This window comes from Rhodococcus sp. IEGM 1305, from assembly GCF_030058635.1.
Classification (GTDB): Bacteria; Actinomycetota; Actinomycetes; order Mycobacteriales; family Mycobacteriaceae; genus Rhodococcus_F; species Rhodococcus_F opacus_D.
Map to the genome: position 1 here is coordinate 236,454 of NZ_JASHKX010000005.1, position 16,642 is coordinate 253,095.

General features: G+C 68.7%; 14 protein-coding genes. 5 read left to right on the forward strand and 9 right to left on the reverse strand.

The features are described from left to right. Positions 1-10: 10 nt before the first annotated feature. Positions 11-1,678 carry a steroid-22-oyl-CoA synthetase gene (casI, locus tag QM693_RS12305; RefSeq protein ID WP_283352500.1) on the reverse strand — a complete coding sequence of 556 codons (1,668 nt, stop codon included), beginning with the start codon at positions 1,676-1,678 and terminating at the stop codon, positions 11-13. A 26-nt stretch (positions 1,679-1,704) separates the two neighbouring features. Beyond that, entirely contained in the window at positions 1,705-2,898 is a 1,194-nt protein-coding gene (locus QM693_RS12310; protein ID WP_283352463.1) for an NADH:flavin oxidoreductase, read from the reverse strand. A gap of 154 nt (positions 2,899-3,052) precedes the next feature. Between QM693_RS12310 and casG the strand changes: the two genes are divergently transcribed. Further along, positions 3,053-4,714, forward strand: coding sequence for a steroid-24-oyl-CoA synthetase (gene casG, locus QM693_RS12315; protein WP_283352464.1), 1,662 nt, complete (start codon positions 3,053-3,055; stop codon positions 4,712-4,714). 82 nt (positions 4,715-4,796) lie between these two features. Here casG and QM693_RS12320 read toward each other — a convergent pair whose 3' ends face one another. The 6 genes from QM693_RS12320 to QM693_RS12345 all read right to left on the reverse strand — a co-directional run bounded on the left by QM693_RS12320 (position 4,797) and on the right by QM693_RS12345 (position 11,368). Beyond that, positions 4,797-5,612, reverse strand: coding sequence for a mycofactocin-coupled SDR family oxidoreductase (locus tag QM693_RS12320; protein WP_283331379.1), 816 nt, complete (start codon positions 5,610-5,612; stop codon positions 4,797-4,799). A 19-nt stretch (positions 5,613-5,631) separates the two neighbouring features. Then, a complete protein-coding gene (locus tag QM693_RS12325; RefSeq protein WP_283352465.1) occupies positions 5,632-6,282 on the reverse strand; it encodes a PaaI family thioesterase in 651 nt (216 codons plus the stop codon). Continuing rightward, complete coding sequence (locus tag QM693_RS12330) at positions 6,279-7,151, reverse strand: MaoC/PaaZ C-terminal domain-containing protein (RefSeq protein WP_283352466.1); 873 nt, start codon at positions 7,149-7,151, stop codon at positions 6,279-6,281. Before QM693_RS12330 ends, QM693_RS12325 begins: the two co-directional genes overlap by 4 nt. A gap of 6 nt (positions 7,152-7,157) precedes the next feature. After that, the gene (locus QM693_RS12335) at positions 7,158-9,386 is read right to left on the reverse strand and encodes an acyl-CoA dehydrogenase family protein (RefSeq protein WP_283352467.1); all 2,229 of its coding nucleotides are present in this window, start codon (positions 9,384-9,386) and stop codon (positions 7,158-7,160) included. A 24-nt stretch (positions 9,387-9,410) separates the two neighbouring features. Further along, entirely contained in the window at positions 9,411-10,574 is a 1,164-nt protein-coding gene (locus QM693_RS12340; protein WP_283331383.1) for a steroid 3-ketoacyl-CoA thiolase, read from the reverse strand. A gap of 182 nt (positions 10,575-10,756) precedes the next feature. After that, positions 10,757-11,368 carry a TetR/AcrR family transcriptional regulator gene (locus tag QM693_RS12345; RefSeq protein WP_011597920.1) on the reverse strand — a complete coding sequence of 204 codons (612 nt, stop codon included), beginning with the start codon at positions 11,366-11,368 and terminating at the stop codon, positions 10,757-10,759. A 184-nt stretch (positions 11,369-11,552) separates the two neighbouring features. Here QM693_RS12345 and QM693_RS12350 point away from each other — a divergent pair, with 184 nt between their 5' ends. Continuing rightward, positions 11,553-13,091 carry an FAD-dependent oxidoreductase gene (locus QM693_RS12350; RefSeq protein ID WP_283352468.1) on the forward strand — a complete coding sequence of 513 codons (1,539 nt, stop codon included), beginning with the start codon at positions 11,553-11,555 and terminating at the stop codon, positions 13,089-13,091. Here QM693_RS12350 and hsaA read toward each other — a convergent pair whose 3' ends face one another. Beyond that, complete coding sequence (hsaA, locus tag QM693_RS12355) at positions 13,092-14,258, reverse strand: 3-hydroxy-9,10-secoandrosta-1,3,5(10)-triene-9,17-dione monooxygenase oxygenase subunit (RefSeq protein ID WP_283352469.1); 1,167 nt, start codon at positions 14,256-14,258, stop codon at positions 13,092-13,094. 167 nt (positions 14,259-14,425) lie between these two features. Here hsaA and QM693_RS12360 point away from each other — a divergent pair, with 167 nt between their 5' ends. Genes QM693_RS12360 through QM693_RS12370 form a run of 3 tightly spaced genes read left to right on the forward strand, consistent with a single transcriptional unit; the run spans position 14,426 to position 16,635 of the window. Further along, positions 14,426-15,589 (forward strand): 3-ketosteroid-9-alpha-monooxygenase, oxygenase component, encoded by a 1,164-nt coding sequence (locus QM693_RS12360; RefSeq protein ID WP_283352470.1) that lies wholly within the window; start codon positions 14,426-14,428, stop codon positions 15,587-15,589. Then, positions 15,567-15,821, forward strand: a complete 255-nt coding sequence (locus QM693_RS12365) for a hypothetical protein (protein WP_283352471.1) — start codon at positions 15,567-15,569, stop codon at positions 15,819-15,821. Before QM693_RS12360 ends, QM693_RS12365 begins: the two co-directional genes overlap by 23 nt. Before the next feature lie 22 nt (positions 15,822-15,843). Next, a complete protein-coding gene (locus QM693_RS12370; RefSeq protein WP_283352472.1) occupies positions 15,844-16,635 on the forward strand; it encodes an SDR family NAD(P)-dependent oxidoreductase in 792 nt (263 codons plus the stop codon). Positions 16,636-16,642: the final 7 nt, after the last annotated feature.

The window sequence follows — 16,642 nt, forward strand, 5'->3', positions numbered from 1 at the left end:
ACCCTCACCGTCACACGTGCAGGAATCGTTGCCGGCCGTGCGTGTGGAACTCCTGCTCCAGCGCGGCCTTCTCACTGTCGGTCATCTCGTGGTACTCGGGAACACCGCGTCCCACCCACCGGAAGACCGGATCGTCGCAACGCCAGCGCTGTTCCTGCAGCGTTCGTTTGAGCACCTTGTTCGATCCCGTCACCGGCAGGTCCGTCGACACCCGGACGAAGCGCGGTGCGGCCTTCGTGCCCAGGTCGTCCTGGCTACCGAGGAACGCGGCGAACTCCGCCGGATCGAAATCGGTCGGATCCGACACCTCGACGGCCGCCATCACCTGATCGCCCGACCGCGGGTCGGGGACGGCGAACACGCCGGTGGCGACCACTTTCGGGTGGCGGCGCAGAATCCGCTCCACCATCAACGCCGAGGTGTTCTCCCCGTCCACGCGGATCCAGTCGCCCTTCCGGCCGGCGAAGTAGATGAAGCCGGCCTCATCGACGTACCCGAGGTCGCCCGTCCAGTACCAGCCGTGCCGGATGCGGTCCGCGATCGCGCCCTCGTTCTTGTAGTAGCCCTCGAATCGCGACGCGCCGGCCTTGTCGACCATTTCGCCGATCGCCTCGTCCGGGTTGAGCACGCGACCGTGCTGGTCGAGTCGCGCCCGGGCCTTTTCCGCGCGGGTGTCGGGGTCGACGATGACGATGTTCTCGTTCGCGGGTCTGCCGAGCGCGCCCTCGGGGGCGTCGGGGTCGAGCGTCACCGAACCGGCGCCTTCGCTCGAGCCGTACCCTTCGTACAGTTCGGCACCGAACCGGCGGACGAATTCGGTCTTGTCCTCCGGGGACGCCTCGGTCCCGAAACCGCGGACGAGCGTGTTGTCCCGGTCGTCGGGTAGCTCCGGTGTGGCCATCAGGTACGCCAGCGCCTTGCCGACGTAGGTGAAGAACGTGGCGCCGAAGAACCGGACGTCGGGCAGGAATCCGGACGCGGAGAACTTGCGCGGCAGGCAGACGGTGGCGCCGTTGGCGAGTGCGGGCGCCCACAGCGCCATCAGCGCGTTGCCGTGGAACAGCGGCATGCAGCAGTAGTCGACGTCCTCGCGCACGTGCCCGTACTTGACGGTGTTGGCGTACGCCAGCCGGGCGAGCCGGCCCTGGCTGCACCGCACCGCTTTCGACGTGCCGGTGGTGCCGGACGTGAACAGCAGAAGGAACAGCGTCGACGCGTCGATCCCGGGATCCCAGGCCGGACTCTCGACGGCGTGGGACGCGACGCGTTCGGTGTAGGCCGGATCGTCGACCAGCAGAAACCGGTCCTCGGACAGCCCGAGGTCGAGACCGGCGAGCTGTGCCTTCCCCGCGGTGTCCGTGACGATCAGCTGGCAGTCGACGTACCGGATCTCGGCCTCGAGTTCCGCGCCGCGGCGGGTCGGATTGATGCCGACGACGGTGGCGCCGGAGAGCGCGGCGCCGCCCAGCCAGAACAGGAACTCGGGGGTGTTCTCGAGCAGGACTCCGACGTGGAACGGTCCGTCGCGCCGCAGCGAGGACGCGACAGCCCCGCGGGCGGCACTCTCGCGCACCACCTCGTCCCAGGTCCAATCCTGTTCCCTGGTTCGGACTCCCAGCCTGTCGTCGCCCAGCCGGTCGAGCAGCATCCGGGCGATCGTGGTGCGTTCCAACTCCATCTCTCCTGTCGACACGGTATGCACGCTCACGGCATGCGGAGCACGCAGTGGGTGCCACCGTAGATCGCCGTCATGCACTTGTTGCAGTGAACGCACAGACCGGGGTTGTGGGTTTCGTCCGTGATCCGGTTGACGAGGTCGGGTTCCCGCAGGAGTGCCCGTGCGACGGCCACGAACTGAAAGCCTTCCGCCATCGCCAGGTCCATGGTCGCCTTGCCGGTGATGCCGCCGAGCAGGACGAGCGGCATCGTCACGGCGGCCCTGATCTGGCGGGCGTCCTCGAGGAGGTAGGCGTCGCGGTAGGGGTATTCCTTCAGGAAGTGCTTGCCGACCAACCGGATTCCCAGTTTCGTCGGCTGCGGCATGACGGCGGCGAACTCACGGAGCGGCGCGTCGCCCTTGAACAGGTACATCGGATTCAGCAGCGAACTGCCCGCGGTGAGCTCGAGCGCGTCCAGCGAACCGTCCCGTTCGAGCCACCGCGCCACCTGGATGGCCTCGTCCACCCAGAAGCCCCCGGGCACACCGTCGTCCATGTTCAGCTTGGCGAGGATCGCGATCCTGTCCCCCACCGCGTCGCGGACGGCGCGGGCGGTCTCGAGCGCGAACCGGGCGCGGTTCGCCAGGGATCCGCCGTACTCGTCCGTGCGCTTGTTGACCTTCGGGCTGAGAAACGAGCTGATCAGGTAGTTGTGGCCGAAATGGATCTCCACGGCGTCGAACCCCGCCTCCACCGCGCGGCGAGCCGCGTGGGCGTGTGCCTCGACGATCCGGGCGATGTCTGCCGTAGAGGCCGGCTTGGAGAAGTTCTGGGTCGTCATCCGGAACGCGCGGGACGGGCCCAACGCCGGGGATCCGATGTACTTCGCGGCCGCGACCGGTCCCGCGTGGCCGATCTGCGCCGACACTGCGGCACCCTCCGCGTGGATGGCGTCGGTCAGCTTTCGCAGACCCGGCATCGTCTCGTCGGTCCATTGGATCTGGCCGGGCGACGTGCGACCGTCCGCGGCGACCGCGCAGTACGCGACGGTCGTCATGCCCACGCCTCCGGCGGCGGGCTGCCGATGGAATTCGATGAGCTCGTCGGTGACCAGCCCCTTCGGGGTCAGGCCCTCGTACGTCGCTGCCTTGATCACACGATTGCGCAGGGTGATCGGCCCGAGTGTGGCCGGGGCGAGCGGATCGACCTTCACTGTGGGCGGGTCGAGATCTATCGTCATATGAGTTCCTCCAGCTGCGATTCGCTGTCGAACGTAACGGCGCTGGGATGTCGCGGATCGCGGCAGTCTCGCTGAGTGGTAACCACGTCCGGGCGCCCGTCACGGCGTGCCATCTTGTGTCGGTACGAGTGCCCGAGGACGAAAGGTCGCCCCGATGACTGCCCCTACAGATCCACAGTTGCACCTGGATCAGGTGATGTCCCGTCTCACCGGACCCGGTGGCCGGTTCGAACTCGTCGAGGAGCCGGTGCTCGGTACCCGGATGCCGGTGATGAAGAACCGTGGGCGGTCGGTGGGCGAACTCCTCACCACGTCGCTCCGGTGGGGCGACCGCGACTACCTCGTGACCGCCGACTGCCGCATGTCCTACACCGAGCACGCCGCCGCGGTCGCGGCCCTCGCCACGGCGCTGCGCGAGGACTACGGCGTCCGGAAGGGTGACCGGGTGGCGATCCTGGCCGCGAACACCCCCGAGTGGGTGGTCGCGTTCTGGGCCACGCAGGTGCTCGGCGCCATCACCGTCGGGTTGAACGGCTGGTGGGTTCCGCGGGAGGTCGAGTACGGACTGACGCACAGTCGCCCCACTGTGGTGGTCGCCGACGCGAAGCGCGCCGAGACGCTCGCGGCGGTCGGCACCGACCTTCCGGTCCTCACGATGGAGGAGGATCTGCCCGCGCTCTTCGCGCGGTACGCAGGGTTCCCGATGCCGCACACCGACGTCGACGAGGACGATCCCGCCGCCATCCTCTACACCAGCGGCACGAGCGGCAGACCCAAGGGAGCGTTGCACTCTCAGCGCAACATTCTGGCCGTCGTCGACTACCACCGGTTCAGCGATGCCGTGGTCGGCGAGTTCAGTGGACGCCCTGTCGATCCGGCGGTGCCGAGTCCGCTTCGCTACCTCCTGACCTCTCCCCTGTTCCACATCGCGAGCCTGCACAATCTGGTGGTTCCGCGGCTCGCGACGGGCGGTGCGGTCGTCATGCACCAGGGTGGATTCGACGTGGACGCCGTGCTCCGACTCGTCGAGCGGGAACGGGTCACCAATTGGGGAGCGGTGCCCACGATGGCGTCCCGCCTGGTCGAGCACGACGACCTCGACAAGTACGACCTGTCGTCGCTCACGTCGTTCTCGCTGGCGTCCGCACCGTCGTCGGTCGCGTTCAAGGAACGCCTGCGCGAGAAGGTGCCGTTCGCGCGGAACGCCCTCGTGGACAGTTACGGACTCACCGAGTGCAGTACCGCGATCGCCGTCGCCACCGCCCCCGAACTCGAGCAGTTCCCGGGGACTCTGGGACGTCCGATCATCACGGTGAGCATGGAGATCCGCGACCCGTACGGGGAGTGGCTGCCCGACGGCGTGGAGGGTGAAGTGTGTGTGCGCAGCCCGTTCGTGATGCTCGGCTACTGGGAGGACGAGGCCGCCACCGCTGCGGCGATCGCCCCGGGCCGATGGCTCCGGACCGGCGACTACGGACTCGTCGAGAACGGTCGCCTGCGGCTGACCGGACGTCGCTCGGATCTGATACTGCGCGGCGGGGAGAACGTGTATCCCACCGAGATCGAGCAGTGCCTCGACGAACACCCCGATGTGCTCGAGTGCGCGGTGATCGGGTCGCCCCACGAGGATCTGGGTCAGGAGGTGGCGGCTGTCGTGGTGTTGCGACCGGGGGCCGCGGCCACCGAGTCGGAACTGCGCGAGTACGCCGCGGATCGCCTGTCGTATTTCAAGGTCCCGACCCGCTGGCGGATCACCACGGACCTGTTGCCCCGCAACGCGACCGGCAAGATGGTCCGCCGGGACATCACCGTCTGACACCGGCAGCTGAGCGCCGAATGTCACAGTGGTGCAGGCGAACTGCACCACTGTGACTTTCGGCGAACACAGACGGCGAACCTCAGCGAATGAGGTTGCCGAGGTCGACGGGAATCTGCGCCCCGGTGATGTATTTCGCCTCGTCGGAACACACCCAGGCGACGACGGCGGCGACGTCCTCCGGCTGGGTGATGCGGTAGGGCAGTGAGTTCTGGTAGATGGAGCCGAGCGTCGACGCGTACCGGGCGATGAGCGGGTGCAGGTCGCGCACCTTCATGCCGGTGTCCACGCCCGCCGGGTGCACCGTGTTGACGCGGATGCGGTGCTCCCCGAGTTCGTTCGCCATCGTCTTGGCGAGCCCGGTGATGCCGTGCTTGGTGGCGACGTAGTGCCCGGTGAACGGCGTGCCCTTCAGTCCGGACACCGAACTCGTGAAGACGACGGCGCCGCCCTCACCCTGTTCGATCAGATACGGAACCGCCGCCTTCGCGGTGTGGAACGTTCCCGTGAGGTTGACGTCGACCGTCTCCTGCCACTGCTCGGCGGTGATCTCCCACGACAACGCCCCCGAACAGATGCCCGCGTTCGCGATCACGACGTCGAGGCGGCCCAACTGCTCGATGCCGTCGGCGAGGGCGCGCGAGAGTCCGTCGAAGTCGCGCACGTCCGCGGTGGCGGAGACGATCCGCCGGCCGGTGGATTCGACGAGCCGGACCGTCTCGGCCAGGTCGTCCCGGGTGGCGCCGGGATAGGCGGTGGACGCGAATTCGGTGCAGGCATCGATCGCGATGACGTCGGCGCCCTCGGACGCGAACCGGACGGCCTCGGCGCGGCCCTGCCCGCGCGCCGCGCCGGTGACGAAGACGACCTTGTTCTCGAAACGGCCGGGTGACGTCATTGTCTGCTCCTGATCGGGGTCATCGTGGGCGGGGCACGGTCTTGTCGACGAACAGTCCCTCGACCGAGACGCACACCTGGCCGTCCGCGGTCCGGATGTCACCGACGGTGGTGATCTTGCGGCCGTCGACCGACATCAGCTTCCCGGTCAGGGTGAGTGGTTCGAACAGCGGCGTCGGGCGGTGGTAGCGGGTGCTCAACTGTGCTGTCATGCCGGCTTTTCCACCCCAGGCGTTGGCGACGCCGAGGACGTGGTCGAGCAGGAGCGCGGACACGCCGCCGTGGACGTGCCCGGGCGGCCCCTGGTACGGGATGGTCAGTGTGACGGTGCCCCGGACCGATCCGTCGGACAGCCCCTCGAGGACCACGGGCGGTGCAAGCGCGTTCTCGGGTCCGGTGACGGGATCGTGCCGGGTGACGCCCTCCCCGTTCCACATGTCGATCAGCCGCTCGGCGACGGCGGGCGCGTGTTCCTCGAGGTGCCCGGCGATGCTGTTCAGCTCTTCCGCGACGCGGTCGAGGTTGGCGTTGCCGCGATCGGTCCGCAGCAGCGCGTCGACCACGCGCCGGGCGGCCTCGGTCGCCCGGTCGACGGCGGAACCGTCGGGCGGTGACGTCAGCACCGTTCCCGACGGGCTGTTCTCGAACGTGGGGTGCGTACCGACGCTCATCCGCTCACCTCCATCGTCGCCTGGGTCAGCACCGGTTGCCCGTCACGGTCGGGGCACGTCGCGCGCAGGGTCAGCCGGTCGCCGTCGTGCCAGACCGCGGTCTCGACGGTCTCGCCCGGGTACAGCGAGCCCGCGAACCGCACCGCGTAGTGGCGCAGTCGCGTGGGATCGCCGTCCAGCATTCCGTCGACGACGGCCTTGCACACCACACCGTACGACGCGAGCCCGTGCAGGATCGGCCTTTCGAACCCGGCCGCGGCCGCGAATTCGGGGTCCGCGTGCAGCGGGTTGAGGTCGCCGCTGAGCCGGTAGAGCAGGGCCTGCGCCGTCCCGGTGCGCGACACCAGCACCTTGTCGGGTTCGCGGTCCGGCACCGTGGCCACCGACTCGGGTCCCGGGGAGCCGCCGAACCCGCCCTCATCGCGGGCCCAGATCTGCATCCCCGTGGTCCACAGCGGGTTCCCGCCCGAGTCGGTGGCCGTCTGTTGGAGCACGATGACGGCAGCCTTGCCCTTGTCCCACACGTCGGTCACCCGTGAGGACACCCGGGCCTCACCCGACGGAGGAATCGGCGCGTGCACGGTGAGCGACTGTCCGCCGTGAAGGATCTTGCGCAGGTCGATGTCGATGCCGGGCAGGCTCAGCCCGGCAGCCGGTGCGTCGCCGGCCGAGATCCCCTGCCCCGCGACGAGCGCGAACGTCGGCAGCACCTGCAAGTCCTTTTCGTACACCCAGCGCAGTTCCCCGGGGTCCTGTGCGTTCTCGCCGGCACCGAGGCCGAGGTGGTAGAGAATCACGTCGCGCTCGGTCCACGACACGTCGCGTATGGACGGTTCCACGGTCAGCGCGGCCTCCACGTCGATCGCCATGCCAGGTCACGCTTCCTTTCCGGGTTCGGGGTCGCGGGGCAGACCCAGCAGTCGTTCGCCGATGATGTTGAGCTGGACGTTGGTGGTGCCGCCCGCGATCGACATGCACTGCGAGTTCAGGAACATCTGCGTGCCGGACGTGCGGGGCTGGTCGCCGAGCAGGGCGCGCGGTCCGGCCCAGTCCATCGCCACCTCCCACACCTGCTGGATGTGTTCGACACCGAGCAGTTTCGCGACCGACGACTCGGCGCCCGGTTGGCCGCCCGCGATCGATCGCAGGGTGGTGCGCAGCCCCATCAGGCCGCCTGACTGTGCGTCGCAGAGGACCTTGCCGAGTACGGTCAGCTGTTCGTCGTCGATGCCGCCGGGCAGTTCGCCTGCCAGGGTCAGCAGAGCCTCGCCGCCGGAGCCCAGGGAGGAGTCGTGCGACAGCGACACCCGCTCGTTGGCGAGGGTCGTCCGGGCGAGCTTCCAGCCGTCGCCCGGTTCGCCCACCAGGAGTTCGTCCGGGACGAACACGTTGTCGAAGAACACCTCGTTGAACAGGGCCTCGCCGGTGATCTCGCGCAGCGGCCGGATGTCGAGACCGTTGCTGCCCGACATGTCGATCAGGAAGTACGACAGTCCCTTGTGTTTGGGCACCGAGCCGTCCGTGCGGGCGAGGCAGATGCCCCAGTCCGCGTCCCGGGCCATCGACGTCCACACCTTCTGCCCCTGCAGCATCCAGCCGCCGTCCACCTTGGTGGCCCTGGTGGTCAGGCCGGCGAGGTCCGATCCGGCGCCGGGTTCGGAGAACAGCTGGCACCAGACGAGGTCGCCGCGCAATGAGGGGGGCACGAAGCGCTGCAACAGTTCTTCGCTGCCGTGCGCGATGAGCGTGGGCACCACCCAGTTGCCGATGATCATGTCGTGGGGCTTCAGCGCGGCCGCGCGCAGTTCCTCCGCGATCACGAGTTGTTCCACGGCGCCTGCTCCCCTGCCCCACGGTGCGGGCAGGTGCGGTGCGGTGTAGCCCTTCTCGGCCAGGTACGTCCTGCGTTCCGCCTCGCCCATCGCGGCGGCGGGCGCGAGTTCCGCGAGAACGTCGGCGCGGATGCTCTCGGCGTCCGGAGGTAGGTCGATGCCGAGCACCCGGCGGGCGCCGCCCAGGGTCGCGCGGGCAACGCGCCGCCGCCACGATGCGGTGGACCCGAGCAGGATCCGCAGCGATTGCGCTCGGCGCAGGTACAGGTGGGCGTCGTGTTCCCAGGTGTAGCCGATGCCGCCGAGCACCTGGATGCAGTCCTTGGTGACGGAGAACGCAGCGTCGAGTGCGGTGGCCCCGGCGACCGCGGCCGCGAGTGACGCCTCCGCCCCACTGCAGCGGGGCGCAGCCGTCGCGGCCCTGGCACTGCTTCCGGGATTCATCGCACGGGCCGCGTCCCACGCGCACACGCGGGCCTGCTCCGCGACGCTGAGCATGCGGGCCACCCGGTGCTTCACCCCCTGGAACTGGCCGATCGGGCGGCCGAACTGGTGGCGCACCTTGGCGTAGTCGGCGGCGGTGGCCACGGCCCAGTCGGCGACACCCGACGCCTCGGCGGCGAACAAGGTGGCCGCCAGATCGAGGACGCGTTGCGAATCGATCTGTAGCACATCGGCTTCGGCGATCGACAATCCGTTCGCCGCCGCGGTCGCGTTGCGACGCACCACGTCGTGGCTGGGTAGGTCGGTGACGTCGAGCCGGTCGCGGGCGACCACCACGAAGACGGTCTCGTCGCCATCCGTTGCCGCGAGCAGGAACAGGTCGCCCACCTGCCCGCCGAGGACGTACCCGGACTCACCTTCCAGCGTCACCACTCCGCCGTCCCGGACGAGACGCAGCGAACCCGGCTGCAGGGCCACCGCGCCGAGGGTCGAACCGTCGGCCAGCCCGGAGAGCTCACCCGTGCGCCCGGACTCGTGCAGGACGGCACCGAGCAGCACGGTCGGGAGGAAGGGACCGGGCAGCAGGACCCGGCCCAGTTCCTCGGTGACCACTGCCAGTTCCACCAGCCCGCACCCCGCCCCGCCCACGTCCTCGGGCAGGTGGAGTCCCAGTACACCCAGGTCCGCCAACGACTTCCAGAACAGCGGTCGTTGCTCGGTCTTGGCCTCGACGGCCTCCCGGAGCACGGCCGGGGTCACGGTCCGCGTGGCCCAGCCCCGCACCGAGTCGCGCAAGTCGCGCTCTTCTTCGGTCAATCCCATTGTCATGTCGGCCTCGTCGATCGTTCGGGGTCAGATGCGTTCGATGATGGTTGCGGTGGACAGCGCGCCACCGGCGCACATCGTGACCAGCGCGGTGGAGGTGTCGGAGCGCTCCAGTTCGTGCAGGGCGGTCGTGATCAGCCGGGCCCCGGTGGAGCCCACCGGATGTCCGAGTGCGATGGCGCCGCCGTTGACGTTCACCTTCGACATGTCGGCCCCGTGCACCTGCGCCCACGACAGCACGACGGACGCGAACGCCTCGTTGATCTCGACGAGATCGATGTCGCCCAAGGACATTCCGGCGCGTTCGAGGACCATGCGCGTCGACTCGATCGGACCGTCGAGGTGGTAGTACGGGTCGGAGCCGACCATGCCGGACGCGACGATCCTCGCGCGCGGCCGCAATCCGAGTTCGCGGGCACGGCCGCCGTCCATGAGCAGGACGGCGGCGGCGCCGTCGCTGATCTGGGACGAGTTGCCCGCGGTGTGGACGTGGCCGTCGATCACGGGCTTCAGGGCCGACAGGGCCTCCGCCGTCGTCTCGCGCAGTCCCCCGTCCCGGGTGACCACCGCGAGTTCACCGGTGGGTGTGCCGGACTTGTCCACGACGGGAGCGGTGACGGGAACGATCTCGCGGTCGAACCGTCCGTCCGCCCAGGCCTGGGCGGCGCGTCGTTGCGACTCGAGGCCGAACGCGTCGACGTCGCCGCGCCCGAGTCCGCGCAGTTCGGCGATGCGCTGGGCGGACGTGAACTGGTCGCCCATGTCGATCGACCAGTCGTCGGGGTACGGGTTGCCGGTCTCCGGTGTGACGGCCTGGCCGAGGAACACCCGGCTCATCGCCTCGACACCGCATCCGATTCCGGCGGAGATCTGGCCGGACGCGATGAGACCCGCCACGACGTGCACGGCCTGCTGGGACGATCCGCAGGCGCAGTCGAGCGACGTGGCCGCCGTCGCGTACGGCAGTCCCGCGTGCAGCCATGCCTGCCGGGTCACGTTGTTGGACTGCTCACCGGCCTGGGTGACGCATCCGCCGACGATCTGCCCGATGTCCGCCGGGGCGACACCGGCACGTTCGAGGACACCCCGCTGTGCGGCGCCGAGCAGTGCGGCGGGGTGTAGTCCGGACAGTGCCCCGCGCCGGCGCCCGATCGGTGTCCGTGCCGCGTCGACGATGACGGCGTTGCCCATGTTCCGCTCCTTGGGTTCTTCTGGCTCGCGGACGCGTCCGCGGCTCATTTTTGAAATGTATTCTATTTTTGAGGAGACATCAATGCCCTTTGCCGTGCGAAATAGTTCTCCGCGCAGCTCAGAGGCCAGGAATGAATTTCACTTCGATCTCTTCGGCGAGGCCGCCCCACGCCGGCGGGCTGTCAGCGATGCGACAGGTTGACCAGCAGCAGGTCACACGCCCTACGGATGTCGGACTCGGCATCGGGAATCGAGACCCGGCCGTTGAGGCAGGACTGGATGACGCCGAACCACAACTGCACCAGCAGGCGCAGCGCCGTGAGGTCTTCCTCCGTCGGATGTTCGATCCCGGCGGCGTCCAGCATGATCTGCCGGAATGCCCGGTCGACCTTCCCCGCGTCCGGCACGGACGCGACGTTGGCGGTGCTCGTGGACTGGATCATCGCGGTGGACAGTGCGGGCCGCCGCAGCAGGCCGCGGGTGGCGCGGACGAGAACGTTGTACACCGCATCCTGCGGCGATTCGCCGGGGGGCGCGCTCTTCTTGAACCCGACACCCATCCGGTCGATCTGGTCGACCATCACCGCGACGAACAGATGCGTCTTCGACGGAAAATACCGGTACAGCGTCCCGATCGCGACGCCGGCGCGTTTGGCCACCTCGTGCATCTGGACTCGGGCGAGTTCCTTCTCGGTGGCCAGTTCGATCGCGGCTTCGAGCATGCGGACGTGGCGTGCCCGCTGTTCCTCCGAACTCGGTTCGGCAGCGTCCCGCACTTCGGCGATTCTCGGCACCCTCGATCCCCCTTCACTCCGCACACAGCCCCGGATCCGGTGTCGATTCTCGCATTGGATCGGGAAAGCATCGAATTCCGTCCGGTGAGTGGGACCGCACGTGCCGCAGGTCGCCCGGATGCGATTGCGTGAACCCCACGACTGGACCGCCAGTCTCCACAGACCATCAACGGAGGAAACGACGATGCAGGACTGGACAACCGAGTGCGACGTGCTGGTGGTCGGTTCGGGGGGCGGCGCGCTGACCGGCGCCTACACGGCCGCTTCGCAGGGTTTGCACACCCTCGTCCTCGAGAAGACCCCACTGTTCGGCGGCACGTCCGCGTACTCCGGCGCCGCGGTGTGGCTGCCGGGCACCGCCGTGCAGGAGCGCGCCGGCATCGGCGACTCCACGGACAAGGCGCGCACGTACTTGCGCGAAGTGGTGGGCGACGAGGAGATCGACCGTCAGGAGGCGTACGTCGCCACCGCGCCCGAGGTCGTCGACCTTCTCGAACGCGATCCCCACATCGAGTTCGAGTGGCGCGCGTTCCCCGACTACTACAAGGCCCCCGGCCGGATGGACTACGGTCGCGCGATCAACCCGCTCGACCTGCCGGGCGACGAGGTCGGGGACCTGCGCGAGGTCATCCGGCCCGAGGCCGACGTCGACCGGGCCGGGAAACCGCATCCGGAGGGAACGCTGAACGGTGGCCGCGCCCTGATCGGCCGCCTTCTCATGGCTCTGCACGGCACCGGGCACGCGGAAATGCGCACCGAGACCGCCGCGCGCTCGCTGATCGTCGAGGACGGCCGGGTCGTCGGCGTCGAGGCGACGAACGCCGCCGGTGAGACCGTCCGGATCCGGGCGGCCCGCGGCGTGCTGCTCGCGGCAGGCGGGATCGAGGGCAACGCGGCCCTGCGCACCGAGAACCGAACGCCGGGCAAGGCGGACTGGAGCATGGGCCCGCGCGGCGCGAACACCGGCGACCTCCTGCGGGCGGCGGTGGAGATCGGTGCCGACACCGCACTCCTCGACGAGGCGTGGTGGTGCCCCGGGGTCGAACTTCCGGACGGCTCCGGCGCTTTCATGGTGGGCGTGCGCGGCGGCATTCTCGTCGACGCGTCCGGAGAGCGGTACCTCAACGAGTCGCTGCCGTACGACCAGTTCGGTCGAGCGATGATCGAGCACGGAAGCCGCAGTTCGTATCTCGTGTTCGACTCGAAGGAGGGCGGGCCCGTGTTGCCTGCCATCTCCATTCCGAACATCTCCGCAGAGAAGCATCACGCGGCCGGAACCTGGGTCTCGGCCGACACGATCGAGGAACTCGCGGAGAAGATCGGCGTCCCCGCAGACGCTCTGCGCCGCACCGTCGAACAGTTCAACGACTTCGCCAAGCACGGCGTCGACGAGGCCTTCCACCGGGGAGAGGACCCGTACGACAACTTCTTCTGCCCTCCGGGCACGGGTGCGGACGCGCCCCCGAACCCGGCACTGAGCCCGGTGTCGCAGGGCCCGTTCCACGCGGCCCGCATCGTGCTCAGCGATCTCGGCACCAAGGGCGGGGTCCGGACCGACGCCGACGCCCGCGTCCTGCGCGCCGACGGCACGCCCATCGACGGACTGTATGCGGCGGGCAACACCAGCGCATCGCTCAGCGGCCGGTTCTATCCCGGTCCCGGAGTGCCGCTCGGCACCGCGATGGTCTTCTCCTACCGGGCAGTTCAGCACATGCGGAGCTGACTACACGAGGTTATCCTCCACCGGGAGCCCGAACGCGCCCCTGCCGAACAGGGCGAGGGCGCGTTCGGGCTCGTTGGCCACGTGCACGCTGCCCGCGTGGGCGTCGCGCCACGACCGTTCGATCGCGTTGCCGCGCGACAGCGAACTCCCGCCGGCCGTCTTGAACAGCAGGTCGATCGCGTCGAGGGCTCGCTCGGTCGCGCGAACCTGATCGCGGCGCACCCGCAGGCGCAGACCCATGGGGAGTTCCTCCCCGGCCTCGGCCAGTTCCCACAGTTCACGCACGTTGCGATCCATCTGCAGTATCGCGGCGTCGATCTCGGACGACGCCCGGGCCACCGCGACCTGGGCGAACTGGTCGTCGACGAATCTTCCGCCACCGAGGCTGAGCCGCACGCGTTCCCGCATGAACGTCAGATAGCGTTCGTAGCACCCCGCGACGATGCCGACCCCGGGCGCCGCGACGGCGGTCGTGAAGAGCGTGGCGAACGGCAGCCGGTACAGCGGTCCCCGGTTCACCTTCTGTCCGGGTCCGCGCAGTTGCGCCGTCTCGTAGTTCCTCTTGATCCGGTAGTCGGGAACGAACACGTCCTCGGCACTGATCTCGTTGCTGGCCGTGCCGCGCATCCCCACCACGTCCCACACGTCGTGGATGCGGTAGTCCGACCGCGGCACCAGCGCGGTCATGAAATCGACCGGGCGGCCCGCAGTCCCGACCACCATCGCGCCGAGCAGCGCCCACGACGCGTGCTCGCAGCCCGAGGAGAAATGCCAGTCCCCCGTCAGCCGGTAACCGCCCTCGACCGGAACGAGCCGCCCGACGGGTGCGTAGGCGGACGACACGAGCACCGAATCGTCGTGGCCCCACACGTCCCGCTGCGCCCGGTCGTCGAACAGCGCCAGGTGCCACGGGTGCACCCCGAGCACGGACGCCAGCCAGCCCGTCGAACCGCACACACCGGACACTGCGCGCACCACTTCGTAGAAGTGCACCGGATCGCCTTCCGTGCCGCCGTACCGCTTGGGCTGCAGCATCTTGAACAATCCGGCGTCGCCGAGCTCACGGATCACCTGTTCGGACACCCGCCGCGACTCGTCGACCTTGTCCGCGCGTTCCGCGATCATCGGCAGCAGGCCGCGGACCGATCTCAGGACCTCGTTCGTCATCTGTCGGAGGGTAGGGCGATCACACCCACGCGTGGATGTGCGTCTCGCTCAACGGGAAACACCTCCCCACAGCCCGGTCCCGTCCAGTGAGACCACGCGATGCGCGCCGTCCACGCTGACTTAGCGTGCAGGGCACCGCACAAGCCCAGGAGAGGACGGGACGCATCGTGACCACCCAACAGTCCGAGACAGTCGAGGTACGCGAAATCGACGCGGGCGCAGCGCCCACCCGATTCGCCCGTGGATGGCACTGCATCGGATTGTCCGAGGCATTCCGGGACGGCAAGCCCCATTCCGTCGAAGCGTTCGGGACCAAGCTCGTCGTCTTCACCGACGGTGCGGGTGATCTCGCCGTGCTCGACGGCTACTGCCGGCACATGGGCGGCGACCTCAGCCAGGGCACGGTCAAGGGCGACGAGGTGGCGTGCCCGTTCCACGACTGGCGGTGGGGAAGCGACGGCCGGTGCAAGAAGATTCCGTACGCGCGCCGGGTTCCGCCGCTCGCCCGGACCCGGTCGTGGCACGCACTCGACCAGGACGGGATGCTGTTCGTGTGGAACGATCCGGAGGGCAATCCGCCGCCCGCGGACGTCGCGATTCCCCGCATCGACGGCGCGCTCGACGACGAGTGGACGGACTGGGTCTGGTACCGGACCACGGTCGACACCCACTGCCGCGAGGTGGTCGACAACATCGTCGACATGGCGCACTTCTTCTACGTGCACTACTCGTTCCCCACCTACTTCAAGAACGTCTTCGAGGGCCACGTCGCCAGCCAGTTCATGCGCGGCCAGGCCCGCGACGACATGCGCCCGCACGCGTCGGGTCAGCCCCGCATGCTCGGAAGCCGCTCGGATGCGACGTATTTCGGTCCGTCGTTCATGGTCGACGACCTGACGTACCGCTACGAGACACACGACGTCGACTCCGTGCTGATCAACTGCCACTACCCCGTCAGTGCCGACAAGTTCGTGCTGCAGTACGGCATCATCGTCAAGAAGTCGAAGGAACTCGAAGGTGACGCGGCCACCGAGATGGCGAAGAATTTCGGCACGTTCATCGCGAAGGGTTTCGAGCAGGACATCGAGATCTGGAAGAACAAGACCCGCATCGAGAATCCGCTCCTGTGCGAGGAGGACGGCCCGGTCTACCAGCTGCGACGCTGGTACGAGCAGTTCTACGTCGACGTCGACGCGGTGACCCCGCAGATGACCGAGCGGTTCGAGTTCGAACTCGACACCACCAGCCCCGTGGAGTCGTGGAAGCGGGAAGTCGAAGAGAACCTCGCACGAAAGGCGCGTGAAGCCGATGCAACCGCTGCAGTGCACTGAGTGCGGCGCGAGCGTCCTGGTCCGGAAGAACAGCTGGGAACACACTTCCGTTCAGTGGGACGACGCGGCCCGCGCCCGGTGCCGCGAGATCGGCAGCGCCGGACCGGGGCGCCCCGGCGCTCCCCGGAAAGGATGCGCGGCGCTGACCGCGTCGATCACCCGAGCCGCGGAGGCGGGCGTCGTCCCGGTGCGCGACCCCGACCCCGTCCCGACCCCCACCGTCGCCCACTGAACGATTTTCGGAAGGACACAACATGATCGACACCGAGCACTACGGTCCGTGGGCCGTGATCGCGGGCGGCTCCGAGGGTGTGGGCGCGAGTTTCGCCGAGGAACTGGGCCGCGCGGGGATCAACCTCGCGCTGATCGCCCGTAAGCCCGGGCCACTCGAGGAGACCGCGGCCAAGGTCCGCGCCCACGGCGTCCTGGTGCGCACACTCGCGCTCGATCTCCTTGATCCGGACGCCCTCGACCGGATCCGCACGGCCACCGACGACGTCGAGGTCGGGTTGCTGATCTTCAACGCCGGAGCCAACAGTTACGGACACGAGTTCGTCAGCGGAGACCTCACCGGCTTCCAGCGCGTCATCGACCTAACCATCACCTCGCAGCTGCACCTTTCGCAGCATTTCGCCGCGAGGATGAAGGACCGCGGCCACGGTGGCATCGTGCTGGTCGGTTCGCTGGCCGGGTACCTGGGTTCGGAAGACCAGAGCATCTACGCCGCATCCAAGGCGTTCGGCCGGATCTTCGCGGAAAGCCTCTGGCTCGAACTCGCGCCGTTCAGCGTCCACGTGGTCGAACTGGTCCTCGGCGTCACTCGCACGCCGGCGATGGTCCGGGCGGGCCTGAACTTCGATCTTCCCGGAATGAACGTCGCCGAACCCGAAGACGTTGCCTGTGAGGGGCTCGCGCACATCGCCGACGGGCCGGTCTGGGTGGCGGGCGGCAACTACGACGCGGCGCGCAAACGCAGTGGTTTCCCCCGCGACGCACTCGTGCGCGGGGCAGCCGAGGGTATGCGGAACCTTCTGGGCCGCCGGTAGCCGCGGA

What these genes read in the sequence shown, in the direction of transcription:
- casI (WP_283352500.1), bottom strand. Translation starts at nt 1,678, where the DNA reads ATGGAGTTGGAACGCACCACGATCGCCCGGATGCTGCTCGACCGGCTG.
- QM693_RS12310 (WP_283352463.1), bottom strand. Translation starts at nt 2,898, where the DNA reads ATGACGATAGATCTCGACCCGCCCACAGTGAAGGTCGATCCGCTCGCC.
- casG (WP_283352464.1), top strand. Translation starts at nt 3,053, where the DNA reads ATGACTGCCCCTACAGATCCACAGTTGCACCTGGATCAGGTGATGTCC.
- QM693_RS12320 (WP_283331379.1), bottom strand. Translation starts at nt 5,612, where the DNA reads ATGACGTCACCCGGCCGTTTCGAGAACAAGGTCGTCTTCGTCACCGGC.
- QM693_RS12325 (WP_283352465.1), bottom strand. Translation starts at nt 6,282, where the DNA reads ATGAGCGTCGGTACGCACCCCACGTTCGAGAACAGCCCGTCGGGAACG.
- QM693_RS12330 (WP_283352466.1), bottom strand. Translation starts at nt 7,151, where the DNA reads ATGGCGATCGACGTGGAGGCCGCGCTGACCGTGGAACCGTCCATACGC.
- QM693_RS12335 (WP_283352467.1), bottom strand. Translation starts at nt 9,386, where the DNA reads ATGACAATGGGATTGACCGAAGAAGAGCGCGACTTGCGCGACTCGGTG.
- QM693_RS12340 (WP_283331383.1), bottom strand. Translation starts at nt 10,574, where the DNA reads ATGGGCAACGCCGTCATCGTCGACGCGGCACGGACACCGATCGGGCGC.
- QM693_RS12350 (WP_283352468.1), top strand. Translation starts at nt 11,553, where the DNA reads ATGCAGGACTGGACAACCGAGTGCGACGTGCTGGTGGTCGGTTCGGGG.
- hsaA (WP_283352469.1), bottom strand. Translation starts at nt 14,258, where the DNA reads ATGACGAACGAGGTCCTGAGATCGGTCCGCGGCCTGCTGCCGATGATC.
- QM693_RS12365 (WP_283352471.1), top strand. Translation starts at nt 15,567, where the DNA reads ATGCAACCGCTGCAGTGCACTGAGTGCGGCGCGAGCGTCCTGGTCCGG.
- QM693_RS12370 (WP_283352472.1), top strand. Translation starts at nt 15,844, where the DNA reads ATGATCGACACCGAGCACTACGGTCCGTGGGCCGTGATCGCGGGCGGC.